The 16,486-nt window shown below is 59.0% G+C and carries 12 protein-coding genes and 1 pseudogene; 7 read left to right on the top strand and 6 right to left on the bottom strand.

The window, feature by feature from the left end; genetic code table 11:
* Positions 1–4 precede the first annotated feature (4 nt).
* Both PCPL58_RS32650 and PCPL58_RS32645 read right to left on the bottom strand, forming a co-directional pair.
* Entirely contained in the window at positions 5–709 is a 705-nt protein-coding gene (locus tag PCPL58_RS32650; protein ID WP_371914164.1) for a methyl-accepting chemotaxis protein, read from the bottom strand.
* A 201-nt stretch (positions 710–910) separates the two neighbouring features.
* A pseudogene (locus PCPL58_RS32645) lies at positions 911–1,933 on the bottom strand (methyl-accepting chemotaxis protein); the annotation flags it as partial.
* Positions 1,934–2,250: 317 nt separating this feature from the next.
* Here PCPL58_RS32645 and mexE point away from each other — a divergent pair.
* The 5 genes from mexE to PCPL58_RS14265 all read left to right on the top strand — a co-directional run bounded on the left by mexE (position 2,251) and on the right by PCPL58_RS14265 (position 10,178).
* Positions 2,251–3,492: a multidrug efflux RND transporter periplasmic adaptor subunit MexE gene (gene mexE / locus PCPL58_RS14285; protein WP_065349702.1), complete on the top strand. Its 1,242-nt coding sequence runs from the start codon at positions 2,251–2,253 to the stop codon at positions 3,490–3,492.
* Positions 3,493–3,504: 12 nt separating this feature from the next.
* Complete coding sequence (locus PCPL58_RS14280; RefSeq protein ID WP_065349701.1) at positions 3,505–6,696, top strand: efflux RND transporter permease subunit; 3,192 nt, start codon at positions 3,505–3,507, stop codon at positions 6,694–6,696.
* Positions 6,696–8,093, top strand: a complete 1,398-nt coding sequence (locus tag PCPL58_RS14275) for an efflux transporter outer membrane subunit (protein WP_003364436.1) — start codon at positions 6,696–6,698, stop codon at positions 8,091–8,093. The genes PCPL58_RS14280 and PCPL58_RS14275 overlap by 1 nt, the downstream gene beginning before the upstream one ends.
* Positions 8,094–8,235: 142 nt before the next feature.
* Positions 8,236–9,330, top strand: a complete 1,095-nt coding sequence (locus PCPL58_RS14270) for a HEAT repeat domain-containing protein (RefSeq protein ID WP_024663677.1) — start codon at positions 8,236–8,238, stop codon at positions 9,328–9,330.
* Between the two features lie 485 nt (positions 9,331–9,815).
* Positions 9,816–10,178, top strand: coding sequence for a histone-like nucleoid-structuring protein, MvaT/MvaU family (locus PCPL58_RS14265; protein WP_003364441.1), 363 nt, complete (start codon positions 9,816–9,818; stop codon positions 10,176–10,178).
* Positions 10,179–10,649: 471 nt separating this feature from the next.
* Here the strand turns inward: PCPL58_RS14265 and PCPL58_RS14260 are convergent, their stop codons facing one another.
* Positions 10,650–11,258, bottom strand: a complete 609-nt coding sequence (locus tag PCPL58_RS14260) for a DUF4946 domain-containing protein (protein ID WP_024663678.1) — start codon at positions 11,256–11,258, stop codon at positions 10,650–10,652.
* A gap of 100 nt (positions 11,259–11,358) precedes the next feature.
* Here PCPL58_RS14260 and gloA point away from each other — a divergent pair, with 100 nt between their 5' ends.
* On the top strand, positions 11,359–11,880 hold the full coding sequence (gene gloA, locus PCPL58_RS14255) for a lactoylglutathione lyase (protein WP_003364444.1): 522 nt from the start codon (positions 11,359–11,361) through the stop codon (positions 11,878–11,880).
* Between the two features lie 93 nt (positions 11,881–11,973).
* Here gloA and ahpF read toward each other — a convergent pair whose 3' ends face one another.
* The 3 genes from ahpF to PCPL58_RS14240 all read right to left on the bottom strand — a co-directional run bounded on the left by ahpF (position 11,974) and on the right by PCPL58_RS14240 (position 15,294).
* Complete coding sequence (ahpF, locus tag PCPL58_RS14250; protein WP_004413744.1) at positions 11,974–13,536, bottom strand: alkyl hydroperoxide reductase subunit F; 1,563 nt, start codon at positions 13,534–13,536, stop codon at positions 11,974–11,976.
* A gap of 124 nt (positions 13,537–13,660) precedes the next feature.
* Positions 13,661–14,224, bottom strand: a complete 564-nt coding sequence (gene ahpC / locus PCPL58_RS14245; protein WP_002553298.1) for an alkyl hydroperoxide reductase subunit C — start codon at positions 14,222–14,224, stop codon at positions 13,661–13,663.
* Between the two features lie 110 nt (positions 14,225–14,334).
* Positions 14,335–15,294 carry a site-specific integrase gene (locus PCPL58_RS14240; RefSeq protein ID WP_065349700.1) on the bottom strand — a complete coding sequence of 320 codons (960 nt, stop codon included), beginning with the start codon at positions 15,292–15,294 and terminating at the stop codon, positions 14,335–14,337.
* 177 nt (positions 15,295–15,471) lie between these two features.
* Here PCPL58_RS14240 and PCPL58_RS14235 point away from each other — a divergent pair, with 177 nt between their 5' ends.
* On the top strand, positions 15,472–16,482 hold the full coding sequence (locus tag PCPL58_RS14235) for a DNA-binding protein (RefSeq protein WP_065349699.1): 1,011 nt from the start codon (positions 15,472–15,474) through the stop codon (positions 16,480–16,482).
* Positions 16,483–16,486 lie beyond the last annotated feature (4 nt).

The raw sequence follows: 16,486 nt of genomic DNA, 5'->3' as shown, positions 1-16,486 counted from the left end.
ACAATCAGATCCGGAAACGCGCAACCATGTCCTGCAGGTTGCTGCCCAGGCGCGCCAGCTCCACGGTAGACGCTGCGCTTTGTTCGGTGGCCGTAGCCGACTGGTCGGCGATGTCCCGTACGCTGATGACACTGCGATTGATTTCGTCGGTGACGGCGCTCTGCTCTTCAGCGGCAGCAGAAATCTGTTGGCTCATCTGTTCGATGGTCACAATCGAATGAGTGATTTCAAGCAACGATTCTTCGGCCTGCCGCGCCAGCGCCACGGTGCCTTCGGTACGTTGACGGCTGGCATTCATCAGATCCGATGCCGCGCCGGTGCCATCCTGCAAGGACTTTATCAGCGCCTCGATTTCAGTCGTGGATGACTGTGTACGCTGAGCCAGCGAGCGCACCTCATCGGCTACCACGGCAAAGCCGCGCCCCTGCTCACCCGCACGTGCGGCTTCGATCGCCGCATTGAGGGCCAACAGGTTGGTTTGTTCCGCGACCGCCTTGATCACATCAATGACACCGCCGATCTTGTCACTGTCCTGAATCAGGCGCTGCATGGCCTCGCCCAGTTGCCCCACTTCACCGGCAAGCTGGCTGATTTCACGCGTGGCGTTTTGCACCACACTGCTGCCGTGGGTTGCGCGGTCACTGGCCTGTCGGGCGGCCTGCGATGCATCTTCAGTGTTCTGCGCCACTTCCTGAACGGTGGACGCCATCTGGTTCATGGCGGTCGCCACCTGGTCGACTTCCAGTTTCTGCTGAGTAACGCCCGCGCTGGTCTGTTCGCTGACGGCTGAAAGCTCCTCGGCCGCCGTGGCGATCTGTGTCACACCATTGCTGATACCGCCAATCAGGGTACGCAGCGATACGGTCATGTGTTGCATGGTGTTTTGCAGCAGGCCCAGCTCATCCTGGCGAGTGGTGCTAAGGTCATTGGTCAAATCGCCGTCGGCAATTCGACGCGCAGCGATCACCGTGGAATCGAGCGGACGGGTAATCTGACGGGTAATCAGAATCGCCGCGAAGATGCCCAGCAGCAATACGATCACCGCCACCGTGAGCAACTGGGTTACGGCGCTGTCTTTTTCTTTATTGGCACTGACTACCTGGCCCGCCATCAGCTTTTCGGTACTGGTGACGACGTCCATTGACTGCTGGCGAAGGCTGTCGCGAATCTGATCGTTCTGTTGCATCAGTTGCGAGATGGAGACCATCAACGACTTGTACTGTTGCAGCGCCGCGAGCGCCTCATCCACCGCCGGGCCGGCCTTGTTCGGCAATTGGTTGCGCGCACTGCTCACCTGAGCGATCAGTGAGTCGGCAGCATCGAAGGTGATCTGCCTGTTTTCAGCGGTCGGGATACTGATATAACGGCGAAACACCAAGCGAAAATTGGTCATGCCATTGCGCAGGTCGCCAGCAATCTTTACCTGGTCGATACCGCTTTGATCCAGCGAGCGGGAAACGTCGTCCAAGGTCTTTTGCAGGAGTGTCTCAAAGCTTCCGCTCACTTGTTCGGAAATGGTGATCAGCGGCTGCATGGCCTGATCAATTTGCCGATTGTTATCGACCAATTGACTGAACGTTTGTCTCAAGCCACCCGCCTGATCGCGAATACCTCTGAGGATATCGGCGTTGGCCGGAACGGTCAGAATCTTCAGGCCTTCCTCGATGGTCTTGCCCAGATTGTCCAGGGCGGCCGTGTAGCCCTGCGAATTACTCGCGTCAGGCTTGGCGGTATAGGCCTGCGCAGCGATCCTGAGGCTCAGCGCATCGGCCTTCACCTCAGAAACCCTGGCTGCCTTGCCCAGCCGCTCGATCAGCAGGTTGGTGCTGAGGTAACCGATCGCGGTGACCGTCAGGACACCCAGCAATATCAGACCGAAGCCTACACTCAGCTTTTTGCTGACCTTCAAATTGTCCAGCCATGTCGACTTCATCAAACTTTTCCCCGGGATTTATCGTAATAACCAAGGATCGACTGTTCGCTGGACAACTTGATAGCCGCGGCGATTGCAAAGATTGATCGAAGAGATAGCAATATGCTATGAGCTTTTTTGGCTCGCCATAAGGGGAGCATTCTCAGCCCCGAATGCCTGGCCGCCATCCACCCTGCGAGTCACCCGGCTACGGGTTTTCGAAGACCTATGGGTACTCATCATTGCCAGTGATAGTAACCTTCGGTTTATTCGATTCGTTAATAACACCCCGTGCGCAACAGAATCCGCCCCATTCTTCACTATTGGCGGAACTTCCCATGCACCAGACAATCAGCCATCTGCGCTACCCTCTCACCGCCCTCGCCTTGATCGTCATCAGTGCCTGCGGCCGTGCGCCGGAAGCCACCAGTGCGCCTGGCGCAGCCAAAGTCAGTGTGGCCAAGGTACTGGAACAGCCAGTCAACGAGTGGGATGAATTTACCGGTCGTCTCGAAGCACCTGAAACGGTCGAAGTTCGCCCAAGAGTCTCCGGTCAGATCGATCAGGTAGCCTTCACCGACGGCTCGCTGGTCAAGAAAGGCGACCTGCTGTTCCAGATCGACCCTCGCCCCTTCCAGTCGGAAGTCCGCCGTCTCGAAGCCCAGTTGCAACAGGCCCGCGCAGTCGCTTCGCGCAGTGACAGCGAAGCCCAGCGTGGCGAGCGTCTGCGCAGCAACAATGCGATTTCCGCCGAGCTGGCCGAATCGCGTACCACCTCGGCGCAGGAAGCCAAGGCCGGTGTCGCGGCCATTCAGGCGCAACTGGACCTGGCTAGACTGAACCTCAGTTTCACCCGTGTCACTGCACCGATTTCAGGCCGCGTAAGTCGTGCCGAAATCACTGCCGGCAACATTGTCACCGCCGATGTCACTGCCCTGACCAGCGTGGTTTCCACCGACAAGGTCTACGCCTACTTCGACGCAGACGAGCGCGTGTTCCTCAAGTACACCGAACTGGCTCGCAAAGGCCAGCGCGGTCAGAGCACGCCGGTGTATCTGGGGCTGTCCAACGAACCCGGCAACCCGCATCTGGGCCAGATGAACTTTGTCGACAATCAGGTCAACCCGAGGACCGGCACCATTCGTGGCCGCGCCGTGTTCGATAATGCCGACGGTGCGTTCACTCCCGGCCTGTATGCGCGCCTGAAACTGGTGGGCAGCGGCACTTACTCGGCCGTGCTGATCAATGACGAAGCAGTGGGCACCGACCTGGGCAAGAAGTTTGTGCTGGTCATGGACAAGGACAACAAGCCTGCCTACCGGGCTGTCGAGCTGGGGCCGAAAATCGAAGGCCTGCGCATTGTGCGCAATGGCCTGTGCAAGGATGACACCATCGTCGTCAAAGGCTTGCAGCGCGTACGTCCCGGCCAGCCTGTAGACCCTGAAGTCACTCCGATGGCCAGCGCCGACACCCTCGCCGCACTGCTCAAACAACGCCAGGCCCTTGAAGCCAGCAACCTGCCACAAGTGGCACCCAAAGCGGCCGTCAAAATCGCCAGCGCTGCCGCGCCGCGCGGCTAAGGGACTCGTCCGATGAACTTCTCCAAATTCTTTATTTCACGGCCGATCTTCGCCGCAGTGTTGTCGCTGCTGATCCTGATCGCCGGTGCCATCTCGCTGTTCCAGCTGCCGATCAGTGAATACCCGGAAGTCGTGCCGCCAACCGTGGTGGTACGCGCCAACTTCCCCGGCGCCAACCCCAAGGTGATCGGCGAAACCGTGGCCTCGCCACTGGAACAGGCGATTACCGGTGTCGAAGGCATGCTCTATATGTCTTCGCAGGCCACTGCCGATGGCAAGCTGACCCTCACCATCACCTTTGCACTGGGTACTGACCTGGACAATGCGCAGGTGCAGGTGCAGAACCGCGTGACCCGCAGCGAGCCGAAGCTGCCTGAAGAAGTGACACGCATCGGCATCACCGTGGACAAGGCCTCCCCCGACCTGACCATGGTTGTGCACCTGACCTCGCCGGACAAGCGCTACGACATGCTGTACCTGTCCAACTACGCCGTGCTCAACATCAAGGATGAGCTGGCGCGACTGGGCGGCGTCGGTGATGTGCAGCTGTTCGGCATGGGCGATTATTCGCTGCGGGTCTGGCTCGACCCGAACAAGACCGCCTCACGCAACCTGACCGCCACTGATGTGGTCAATGCGATTCGCGAACAGAACCGTCAGGTAGCCGCTGGCCAGCTGGGCTCCCCGCCCTCGCCGAATGCCACCAGCTTTCAGATGTCGATCAACACCCAGGGCCGCCTAGTCAGTGAGGAAGAGTTCGAAAACGTGGTCGTGCGCGCCGGTGCCGATGGCGAAATCACTCGCCTCAAGGACATCGCACGCATCGAACTGGGCTCCAGCCAGTATGCGCTGCGCTCGTTGCTCAATAATCAGCCTGCGGTAGCGATCCCGATCTTCCAGCGTCCCGGCTCCAACGCCATCGACATCTCCAACGATGTACGGGCACGAATGGCCGAGCTCAAGCAAAGCTTCCCGGAAGGCATGGACTACAGCATCGTCTATGACCCGACGATCTTCGTCCGCGGTTCCATCGAGGCGGTAATTCACACGCTGTTCGAAGCACTGATACTGGTCGTGCTGGTGGTGATCCTGTTCCTGCAGACTTGGCGCGCATCGATCATTCCGCTGGTGGCCGTACCGGTCTCGCTGATCGGCACCTTTGCGGTCATGCACATGTTCGGTTTCTCGCTGAACGCGCTGTCCTTGTTCGGTTTGGTACTGGCGATCGGTATCGTGGTCGACGATGCCATCGTGGTGGTGGAGAACGTCGAACGGAACATCGAGCTGGGCCTGGAACCGGTCGCTGCCACGCACAAGGCCATGGCTGAAGTAACAGGGCCGATCATCGCGACGGCGCTGGTGCTGTGCGCCGTGTTCGTGCCTGCGGCATTCATCTCCGGACTCAGCGGTCAGTTCTATAAGCAGTTCGCGCTGACCATCGCCATTTCGACGGTCATTTCCGCCTTCAACTCGCTGACTCTGTCGCCTGCACTGGCGGCGGTATTGCTCAAAGGTCATGACGCGCCCAAGGATCGCTTCTCGCGCTTCCTCGACAGAATGCTCGGCAGCTGGCTGTTCCGCCCGTTCAACCGCTTTTTCGAGAAAGCCAGCCACGGCTATGTCGGCACCGTTGCCAGGGTCATTCGCAGCAGCGGCATTGCCTTGCTGGTTTACGCGGGCCTGATGGTTTTGACCTGGATGGGCTTTGCCAGCACACCGACCGGTTTCGTCCCGAGCCAGGACAAGCAATACCTGGTCGCATTTGCCCAGTTGCCGGACGCCGCGAGCCTGGACCGCACCGAGGATGTCATCAAACGCATGTCGGAGCTGGCCCTCAAGCAGCCTGGCGTGCAGGACGCCATTGCCTTCCCGGGTCTGTCGATCAACGGCTTCACCAACAGCCCGAATAACGGCGTGGTGTTCGTGACCCTCAAGCCGTTCGACGAACGCAAGGACCCGAGCCTCTCGGCCAACGCGATTGCCGGCGCGCTGAACGGTCAGTTCGCCTCGATTCAGGAAGCCTACATGGCGATCTTCCCGCCACCACCGGTACAAGGCCTGGGCACCATCGGCGGCTTCCGTCTGCAGATCGAGGACCGTGGCAACCTGGGCTATGACGAGCTGTACAAGGAAACCCAGAACATCATCGCCAAAAGCCGCAGCGTGCCGGAACTGGCCGGGCTGTTTACCAGCTACACGGTGAACGTACCGCAAGTCGATGCCGCGATTGACCGCGAGAAGGCCAAGACCCACGGCGTGGCAGTCAGCGATATTTTCGACACCCTGCAGGTGTATCTGGGGTCGCTGTATGCCAACGACTTCAACCGGTTCGGCCGCACCTATCAGGTCAATGTCCAGGCTGAGCAGCAGTTCCGCCAGGATGCCGACCAGATCGGCCAGCTCAAGGTGCGCAATAACCTGGGCGAGATGATCCCGCTGGCGACCTTCGTCAAGGTCAGCGACACCGCCGGCCCCGACCGCGTCATGCACTACAACGGCTTCATCACTGCTGAAATCAACGGTGCAGCAGCACTAGGCTACAGCTCTGGCCAGGCTCAGGCGGCGGTCGAAAAACTGCTTCGCGAGGAACTGCCCACCGGCATGATCTACGAATGGACCGACCTGACCTATCAGCAGATCCTTTCGGGCAATACCGCGCTGTTCGTGTTCCCGCTCTGTGTGTTGCTGGCGTTTCTGGTACTGGCGGCTCAATACGAAAGCTGGAGCCTGCCGCTGGCGGTGATCCTGATCGTACCGATGACCCTGCTCTCGGCGATTGCCGGGGTGATGATCGCCGGCAGCGACAACAATATCTTCACGCAGATCGGCCTGATCGTACTGGTAGGCCTGGCGTGCAAGAACGCGATTCTGATCGTCGAGTTCGCCAAGGACAAACAGGCCGAAGGGATGAGCCCGCTGGATGCGGTACTGGAAGCATGCCGCCTGCGTCTGCGTCCGATCCTGATGACCTCGTTCGCCTTCATCATGGGGGTCGTGCCGCTGGTGCTGTCCAGCGGCGCGGGTGCCGAGATGCGCCATGCCATGGGTGTCGCGGTGTTCTCCGGGATGCTGGGGGTCACTTTCTTCGGCCTGCTGCTGACGCCGGTGTTCTACGTGCTTATCCGTAATTACGTCGAACGCCAGGAGGCCCGCAAGGCCGCCAGAGCAAACAGCCAGCAAAACCTGCCTGCGGAGATGCATTGATGAGCGCCTACAAAGTCTTCATCCCGAGCCTGCTGGTCATGGCGCTGGCGGCCTGCGCCGTGGGCCCGGACTACCAGGCACCGGTCACGGCGCCAGCCAAACTGGCGTCCGCCGCCCAAGGCAACTATGACCGCAGCAAAGTGGACAGGGTGTGGTGGCAGCAGTTCGAGGATCCGACCCTCAATAAACTGGTGGCCAGGTCACTGGACGGCAACCGCGATCTGCGCGTCGCCTTCGCCCGCCTCAAGTCGGCGCGAGCCATACGCGATGACGTCGCCAACGATGTGATGCCCGTGGTGACCAGTCGCGCCAGCAGTGACATCGGCAAGGGTCAGCAACCCGGCATCACCGAGCGCCGGGTCAACAGCGAGCGCTACGACCTGGGCCTGGACATGGCGTGGGAAGTGGACCTGTTCGGGCGTATTCAGCGCCAACTGGAAGCCAGCGATGCCGATCAGGATGCTGCAGAGGCCAACCTCTATCAGCTTCAGGTCACGCTGATTGCCGAGGTGGTCGACGCCTACGGTCAACTGCGCGGCGCACAACTGCGTGAAGCCATTGCCCGCGACAACCTGAAAAACCAGCAGAGTTCTCAGGACGTGACTACGCAATTGCGTGATGCGGGCGTGGGCAACGAGCTGGATGTGGTACGTGCAGAGGCACGACTGGCTGCCGTCGAGGCAACCGTTCCACAGTTGCAGGCCGAGCAGGCTCGCCAACGCAATCGTATCGCCACGTTACTGGGCGAGCGCCCGGAAAACCTTAGCGTCGACTTGAGCCCGAGCAAGCTGCCTGCCATCGCCAAGGCCTTGCCGATCGGCGACCCGACGCAAGTGCTGCGCAATCGGCCGGACATCCGTGCAGCCGAGCGACAACTCGCTGCCTCGACCGCACGTATCGGCGTCGCGACTGCCGACCTGTTTCCGAGGGTCAGTCTGAGCGGTTTTCTGGGCTTTACCGCTGGGCGCGGCTCGCAGATCGGTTCGTCAGCGGCCAGAGCCTGGTCGCTGGGCCCGAGCATCACCTGGGCGGCCTTCGATCTGGGCAGTGTCCGGGCGCAGATTCGCAGTGCCGACGCCGACGCCGAGGGCGCACTGGCCAACTACGAGCAGCAGGTACTGCTTGCTCTGGAGGAGTCGGAGAACGCGTTCAGCGATTACGACAAACGCCAGCAGCGGCTGGTCTCGCTGATGCGCCAGAGCGATGCGAGTCGCTCGGCGGCCAGGCTGGCCTCGGTGCAATATCGAGAAGGCACGGCGGACTTCCTGGTCCTGCTGGATGCCGAGCGCGAACGTCTGGCAGCCGAGGATGCTCAGGCGCAGGCAGAAATCGAGCTGTACCGTGGCATCGTGGCCATTTACAAGGCACTGGGTGGCGGCTGGCAACCTCAGGCCTGAACCTGAAAAACCGGTAAAAAAGCCCCGCGCCCGATCAGGCCGCGGGGCTTTTTTTGCCTGAAATCCGGCTGCATCATGATTGCCGTTTGACAGCTGCCAGCCACTCCCCGAAGCTGCAACCCGTCAAGCATTGGAAATCGATATGCCCAGACTTTCTACCATGGGGTTATCGCCTCAACCCACTTCTCGACGTCGCTGGCTGATCGGCGCAGCGGCTGCAGCGCTGCTGATGCTTTCGCTGGTTTTCTGGTGGTGGCGCACGCCCGTCCAGACCGCGCCGGCCAGGCTGAGTCATACCTATGCCCAGGCGCTGGAACAGGCACACGACGGTAAACCGGGTGCCGCGCGCGTGCTGTATCAACAACTGGGACGGACTGACCTGTCTGACACGCAACGCATCAGCCTGCTCGCCGAACTGAGCGACTATCCCAGCCCCCAGGCCCTCAAGTTGCTTGATGCGGCCTTGAGTAACCCGTCCGCGCAAGTGCGCGAAGCGGCCATCGATGTCAGTGTCAGGCTGGTCTCCAACAGTCAGCGCAGTCTGTTGCTCGGCCCCCTGCTGGATGACGCCGAACAATCCGTCAGGTTTCGCGCCACCAGCGCCCTGCTTGGCCTCTCACCTGATGAGCTGGGCCTGTACTTTGCCGTCCTGCAGCAAAGTGCCGAGGCGTTTCAGGAGTCACTCAAGAGCCAGCCGCAAAGCGCACAAAACCAGCTGCAACTGGCCAGGCTGTATCTGCAGACCGGCGACCTGGAACCCGCGCTCGCGGCGCTGCAGCGCGCCACCGCGCTGGACCCGGGCAATATCGAAGCAGCGCTGGCGCATATCGAATTACTGGACCGCAAGGGCCAGGCCGAGCAGGCGCGCAGCCTTTTCGCGCAACTGCTTGAGCATAACCCTGGCTCGTCCCTGCTCCAGCATGCCCTCGGCATGTGGCTGCTGAACCACGGCCAGGCTGAATTCGCCGTGCTCAGCCTGGCCAAGGCCACGGAACTGGCGCCCGATAACAACGACTATCGCTATGACCTGGCGGTTGCCCTGCACTCGTTGAACGAGCTTGAAGCGGCACAGCGGCAGTTGACTCAGATCGTTCAAAACCAGCCCGCCAATCGCAAGGCCAGAGTGCTGCTGATCCAGTACTGGAAAGAGAACGGTCAGCTGCAGAACGTGCAGATTCTGCTGGCCGAGCTCGAACAGCAGAACCCGGATGACCCTGTGCTGCAACAGGGACTGTAGGGTCAGAAACGCAACGCCGAGACAGGCCAAAGGCTATCTTTGCATGGTCTACACGCCTTTCAGTCCGCGGCGTTCGCACTGCTCTGCCATTTCCTCATCCGATAGTCCTATTGCCTGTCGGATATTTCTCTTTTTAAGCTATCCACTCTCTCATGACACGTTTTCCATCCGTGGCTAATATCGGAAATAACTTACACTGCCCCTCCGCGTACAACACGGACATCATCCCCTATATCCAACATCGTCTCCCCGCTTCATTTAACGAATTTGAAAAAGGCTATTTTCTAACTGAAAAAAAAAGTGCATCATTTGCGGGCGACTGAGTTATAAATACCCTCTATCTGCGCAATGACAAGCCGCGAAGGCCAAGTTTCAGCATAGAAACCGCAGGTATCGGGCACCCTCGAGTGAGCGAATCGGTCATCAGTTTTGTCTCATCGCTTTATAGGGCTGACAACAGCCATTACATTGTTGGAGTATATTAATTGTCCAGACTTGCCGAGTTTCGAGCAGCAGAGAAAGCCCTTCAGGAACAGCTTGCACAGCTGGAATCGTTGAAGAATGACGCCGGATTGAAAAAGGAGATCGAATTCGAGCAAAAGCTCCAGGACCTGATGGGCACCTACGGCAAAAGCCTGCGTGACATCATTGCAATCCTTGACCCTGCAAGCGCTACCTCACTGGTCGCACCCGCAGGTCCAAAGCGTCGCCGCGCACGTGTGGTCAAGGTTTACCAGAATCCGCACACGGGTGAGCTGATTGAAACCAAGGGCGGCAACCATCGCGGCCTCAAGGCGTGGAAAGAGCAATACGGTGTAGACACTGTTGATTCATGGCTTCGTGCCTGATTGCAAGTTGTCACTTGAAGCCCTGCACGTGCAGGGCTTTTTTGTCTGCGCCGCTGCATATGATCACCTGCGCACTGCAGCTTTTTCCCCGGACGCACACACAGTTCCTTTCGTTGGACACCGGGAATTCATATACATGATTGAGTGAACTGCCTGGTACATATACTTCAGGGCACCGGGAAAATACCGCGAGAATAATGACGCCAATAAATCTGGATTATGCGATTCAGCACACAGTTACAAACCTGAACAGTCCCTGAAGTGTGTAGAGTAATTATTCAGTTTGGCGGTGTAATGAGATACATCCTTATTTGTTTCTCAATGATTCGGCGCGTCGAAGAGCACCACATTCGCAGCACAGCGGAGCTTCACACTTTTTTCACATGCACTCTCGGATGATGAAGACCGCTAAAGGAATAGCGCCCCATGCCCGCCTCGGCGGGCTTCTTTTTGCCTGCGAAAAGGCAGAGGTCACTGCGTATCGTCCAGGCGCAGACTCTCGCGAATACGCAGTGCCTCATCCTTGTTGCTCGCATAGCCGTCTGCCGATCCCGCATAGGACAACGACCAGGCCAGCTCCTTGCTGGCGGCCGCGACCAGTGTCTGGGTCAGCACGTGCACACCATTCTGAGTAATGGTGCAGGTGGTTTCGAGTGCGGGCACGACGCTGAGTCGACTTTCACGGACATGCGTGCAAGCGCTCTGCAATCCGCTCCGGGCAAAATTGACCTGAATCGACTTGCGCATTTCCAGCAGAACGCCCTGGACATTGACTTCATGCCCTGGCGTCAGGCGCGTCTGGGTGAGTTCCATGACCATCAGCGGATTTCCACTTTGATCGTTTTTCACCGCGCGCTGTCTGACTTGCACGGAAGGTTGAACGGGCTCGCCCGACTCGGTCGGTATCGACTCGACCTCCCAGCCTGCGGGCCAGACGATCATTGCATCGGCGGCATGCACCTGTGCAGTGCCCAACAGCAGGAACAGGCACAGGCTTGGCACGGAGCGTCGGTAGTGCGAAAGGATCATGATCGGGTCGCCAGAACGGTTGACCCGAAATTCTGAGCCTGTTGTCGGCATCGAGCAAGGCCGACGCGACGTTATCCGAGCCGGGTTTGGCACTGCGCGCCCTGCCCCGTATCATTTGGCATTATTTGTACATTCTGTTGGAGACACATTGATGAGCTTGCACGAACTCAACACACTACCGGGCGTCACAGCCGATCCTGAAGCGGCCACCCGGCAGTTTGTGTTCAATCACACCATGCTGCGCGTCAAGGACATTACCAAATCGCTTGATTTCTACACCCGCGTACTGGGCTTCAGCCTGGTCGAGAAGCGTGACTTCCCGGAAGCCGAATTCAGCCTGTACTTCCTGGCGCTGGTCGACAAGGCACAGATCCCGGAAGACGACGCCGCCCGCAACGAATGGATGAAGTCGATCCCCGGCATTCTGGAGCTGACCCATAACCACGGTACCGAAAGCGATGCCACAGCGTCTTACCATAACGGCAACAGCGACCCGCGCGGCTTTGGCCATATCTGCGTGTCGGTGCCGGATGTGAAAGTCGCCTGCGAGCGTTTTGAAAGCCTGGGTGTCGACTTTCAGAAGCGCTTGTCCGATGGCCGCATGAACAGCCTGGCCTTTATCAAGGACCCGGACGGCTACTGGGTAGAGATCATCCAGCCAACGCCGCTCTGAGACTGCCGGTGATCGCTTCGGCAAGGGGCGATCCGCGTAGAAAGCAAAAAGCCCCGTGATCGCTCACGGGGCTTTTCGTTTACCGCTCTCCGATCAGGCCGGGGCGGAGGTACGGATCAGGTGGTCAAAGGCGCTCAGGGAGGCCTTGGCACCTTCGCCCAGGGCGATGATGATCTGCTTGTACGGTGCAACCGTCACGTCACCGGCAGCGAAGATGCCTGGCACCGAGGTTTCACCGCGAGGATCGACCACGATCTCACCGCGCGGCGACAACTCGATGGCACCTTTGAGCCACTCACTGTTGGGCAGCAGGCCGATCTGCACGAAGATACCTTCGAGCGGTACGTTGATCTCTTCGCCTGTGGTGCGGTTCTTGTAGCGCAGGCCGTTGACCTTCTGCTCATCACCTGTCACTTCAGTGGTTTGCGCACTGGTGATCACGGTCACGTTCGGCAGACTGTGCAATTTGCGCTGCAGCACCGCGTCGGCACGCAATTGCACGTCGAACTCCAGTAGAGTCACGTGAGACACGATACCTGCGAGGTCGATTGCAGCCTCGACACCCGAGTTACCGCCACCGATGACAGCGACGCGCTTGCCTTTGAACAAAGGACCGTCACAGTGCGGGCAATAAGCCACACCCTTGTTACGGTACTGCTGTTCACCCGGCACGTTCATCTCCCTCCAGCGTGCGCCAGTGGCAAGGATCAGCGTCTTGGCCTTGAGGCTGGCACCGCTGGCAAACTTCACTTCGTGCAACTCGCCGGCTGCGCCAGGAATCAGCTTGTCGGCACGCTGCAGGTTCATGATGTCGACTTCGTACTGCTTGACGTGCTCTTCAAGCGCCACGGCCAGCTTCGGCCCCTCGGTATGTTGTACCGAGATGAAGTTCTCGATGGCCATGGTGTCGAGCACCTGACCGCCGAAACGCTCGGCAGCAACACCGGTGCGGATGCCTTTACGCGCAGCATAGACTGCCGCGGCCGAGCCAGCCGGGCCACCGCCGACGACCAGCACATCGAAAGCCTGCTTGGCGTTGAGTTTTTCCGCCTGACGCGCACCGGCGCCGGTGTCGATCTTGGCCAGAATCTCTTCCAGGCCCATGCGGCCCTGACCGAACAACTCACCGTTCAGATAGATGCTGGGCACCGACATGATCTTGCGATCGGTGACTTCTTCCTGGAACAGTGCACCGTCGATAGCGACGTGCTTGATACCAGGGTTCAGCACTGCCATCAGGTTCAGGGCCTGGACGACGTCCGGGCAGTTCTGGCAGGACTGCGAGAAATAGGTTTCGAAATGGAATTCGCCCTGAAGTGCGCGAACCTGTTCGATGGTTTCCGCACTGACCTTGGGTGGATAGCCGCCGACTTGCAGCAGCGCCAGGACCAGCGAGGTGAATTCGTGACCCATGGGGATACCGGCAAAACGCAGGCTGATATCGTGGCCAGGGCTGCTCAGCGAGAACGACGGCGTACGTGCGTCGGTGCCGCTGTCATTCAGGGTGACGTCCTTGGAAACACTGATCACATCATTGAGCAGTGCAAGCATTTCCTGAGACTTCGCGCCGTCATCAAGGGACGCGACGATCTCGATGGGGCGAGTAACCCGCTCCAGATAGGATTTCAACTGGGCTTTAAGATTGGCGTCCAACATGTGGCGGCTTCCTGTTTACAAAGGGTAGAAATAACAACGCCCAGGCGATTACCGCCCGGGCGTTTTTTGGGGCGATGCGGTTTACTTGCTCAAGAGCTCAACGCCCCCAGCCGATTCATGCGACTCAGATCTTGCCAACCAGGTCCAGGGACGGAGCCAGAGTAGCTTCGCCTTCTTTCCACTTGGCTGGGCAGACTTCGCCCGGGTGAGCGGCAACGTATTGAGCAGCCTTGATCTTGCGCAGCAGCTCGGAAGCGTCACGACCAACGCCACCGTCGTTCAGTTCGACGATTTTGATCTGACCTTCAGGGTTGATCACGAAAGTACCGCGATCCGCCAGACCGGCTTCTTCGATCAGCACGTCGAAGTTGCGGGAGATGGTCAGGGTCGGGTCACCGATCATGGTGTACTGGATCTTGCCGATCGCTGGCGAAGTGTTGTGCCATGCAGCGTGGGCGAAGTGGGTGTCGGTCGAAACGCTGTAGATTTCAACGCCCAGCTTCTTGAACTCTTCGTAGTTGTCAGCCAGGTCTTCCAGCTCGGTCGGGCATACGAAGGTGAAGTCGGCCGGGTAGAAGAATACGACAGACCACTTGCCTTTGAAGTCAGCGTCCGAGACGTCAACGAAAGCGCCGTTCTTGAATGCGGTAGCCTTGAACGGTTTTACTTGGCTGTTGATGATAGGCATCGGTATATCTCCTGATGGGTTGGATGGGTTGTGAATTCGATGGAGTGAAGCTTACGCATGATCGATGACAATCGCTCATTGGCAAACCTGATGTCACTGATTGCTTTTCACTATGAAGGCAGCTTATCGATAGAAGAAACCTTCGGACCGCTCCCCGCCTCCGATGGGCTCAGGAACGGAGCGGCATCAATGTAGCGCATCGCCGACTTGATGTCCCTCCAGCCTACATAGGACATCAGTGACTTGAGGTCCCAGCCGTTGCTGTGCGCCCAGCTTGCAAAACCGCGACGCAACGAATGGCTGGTGTAGCGCTCGGCGGCGATGCCTGCACGCTGGAGCGCCTGACGCAGCAACGGGATGATGCTGTTGGCGTGCAACTCCTCCTCTTTAAGATTACCCCAGCGGTCCACTGCCCGAAAGACCGGACCGCGTACCAGCGCGGCACAGTTGATCCACTCTATGTAAGCCTGCACCGGGCACAGCCGCTGCAAGGCCGGGGTCTGATAGGTGCGGCCCAGATTGTCGCGATCGCCTTTGCTCCGCGGCAAATACAGGCTGATTCCCGAGTTGGCGATGGCCTTGACGTCCTGTACTTGCAGGCGGCATAGCTCGTCACTACGAAACCCGCGCCAGAACCCCAGCAGGATCAGCGCCGAATCGCGTCGGCCGCGCAACAGCCGTGGCTGATCGTGTTGTGCGCTTGCTTCGCGTATTTCGACCTCCAGCCAGGCGATGACTTTTTCCAGATCCTTCAACTGCAAGGGCTCGGCCTGCTTTTCCTGTGCGGGGTGCAGCGCACGAATGCCCTTGATGACCTTGCGCACCATCGGTGCCTTGGTCGGATCGACAAAACCCTGGCTGACGTGCCACTGAGCCAGCGCTGACAAACGCAGCTTCAAGGTGTTCACCGACAGCGTCCCGGCATGGCTGGCCAGGTAACGCGCCACGCTTTCGCTGGTCGCCGGCAGAAACCCGCCCCACGTCACCTCGAAATGCTCGATGGCAGCTCGATAGCTGCGGCGCGTGTTGTCGCGGGTCGCCGCCTCGATGTAGCGATCAACGTCATTCATGGCTCAAACCTGCTCGGGTGTACCGGTAAGGGCGCCGTAAAGGGGGCTGAAGACGCCTGACACGGGATAATACGCCAATATCCCGTGTTATTTAATTCAAAAAATGGCTAATTATTTCAAAACATATAGTATGTAATTACAGAGTACATACCACAGTATGAAATCGTAGGAGACAGCATGGCCCGTGGCGGTGTAAACAAGGCGTTAGTGCAGAAAGCGAGGGCGTCCCTGCTGTCCCGAGGCGAAAACCCCAGCATCGACGCGGTACGTATCGAAATGGGCAATACCGGCTCGAAAACCACTATCCACCGCTATCTGAAGGAGCTTGAATCCACGCAAGCCCCAGCGCCGGATATCAATGAGGAATTGAGCGATCTGGTCGCGCATCTCGCCCAAAGGCTTCAGGAACAGGCGCAAGAGCGTATTGATCAGGCGCGCGATGAATATCAGGCCGAGCGCGACACCCTGCAGCGGCAACTTGCGGGCACTCAAGAGCAGATCAGCCAGCTGGAAAAACACGCACAGCAGCGTGAACAGGCGCTGGAACAGCAGGCCGCCGCCCTGCTCCACACGCAAGGCACACTGCAGGATGTGCAGACAGAACACGCCCGGTTGCTTCAGGCCAATCAGGACATGGAGGCACGCCTGCGCGACAAGGACGGGCAGATCCATTCGCTTGAAGAAAAACACCAGCACGCCCGCGAGGCGCTGGAGCACTATCGCAACTCGATCAGGGAGCAACGCGAGCAGGAGCAGCGACGCCACGAAACCCAGGTTCAGCAGCTGCAAATGGAACTGCGACAGGCACAGCAAGGCCTTGCCATGCACCAGGAAAACATCACACAGCTCAATCGAGATAACGAAAGATTGCTGGCTGAAAATCGCAACACCCTGCGCGAACTGCACAGCCAGACCGACCAGCTGAAGCAGGCCAACACGCAGAATGCCGCCTTCGCCGAACAACAACACCACACCCGCACCCAATGCGCGCTGCTGGAAGAAAGGTTACGCAGCGCGCAGGACGAAAACACCGCACTTAAACAAGGCATGACCGATGCGCAGCAACAGAGCCGCATGCTGGAACTGCTGCTGACCAAGAAGGAAGCGGCACTGGAGAACCTGCAGACAAGGCTCGATCAGCCGGACAAACCCAAAGCCACCAGAAAGAAACCATCAGACAAAGCCTGATCAG

The sequence above is a fragment of the Pseudomonas cerasi genome, from assembly GCF_900074915.1.
GTDB classification, from domain to species: domain Bacteria; phylum Pseudomonadota; class Gammaproteobacteria; order Pseudomonadales; family Pseudomonadaceae; genus Aquipseudomonas; species Aquipseudomonas cerasi.
This window is presented reverse-complemented; position numbering and strand designations above follow the sequence as displayed.

Coding starts and splice junctions, on each gene's coding strand:
- PCPL58_RS14280 (WP_065349701.1), top strand. CDS start 3,505: ATGAACTTCTCCAAATTCTTTATTTCACGGCCGATCTTCGCCGCAGTG.
- PCPL58_RS14240 (WP_065349700.1), bottom strand. CDS start 15,294: ATGAATGACGTTGATCGCTACATCGAGGCGGCGACCCGCGACAACACG.
- mexE (WP_065349702.1), top strand. CDS start 2,251: ATGCACCAGACAATCAGCCATCTGCGCTACCCTCTCACCGCCCTCGCC.
- PCPL58_RS32650 (WP_371914164.1), bottom strand. CDS start 709: ATGGCGTCCACCGTTCAGGAAGTGGCGCAGAACACTGAAGATGCATCG.
- gloA (WP_003364444.1), top strand. CDS start 11,359: ATGAGCTTGCACGAACTCAACACACTACCGGGCGTCACAGCCGATCCT.
- PCPL58_RS14275 (WP_003364436.1), top strand. CDS start 6,696: ATGAGCGCCTACAAAGTCTTCATCCCGAGCCTGCTGGTCATGGCGCTG.
- ahpC (WP_002553298.1), bottom strand. CDS start 14,224: ATGCCTATCATCAACAGCCAAGTAAAACCGTTCAAGGCTACCGCATTC.
- PCPL58_RS14260 (WP_024663678.1), bottom strand. CDS start 11,258: ATGCCGACAACAGGCTCAGAATTTCGGGTCAACCGTTCTGGCGACCCG.
- ahpF (WP_004413744.1), bottom strand. CDS start 13,536: ATGTTGGACGCCAATCTTAAAGCCCAGTTGAAATCCTATCTGGAGCGG.
- PCPL58_RS14270 (WP_024663677.1), top strand. CDS start 8,236: ATGCCCAGACTTTCTACCATGGGGTTATCGCCTCAACCCACTTCTCGA.
- PCPL58_RS14235 (WP_065349699.1), top strand. CDS start 15,472: ATGGCCCGTGGCGGTGTAAACAAGGCGTTAGTGCAGAAAGCGAGGGCG.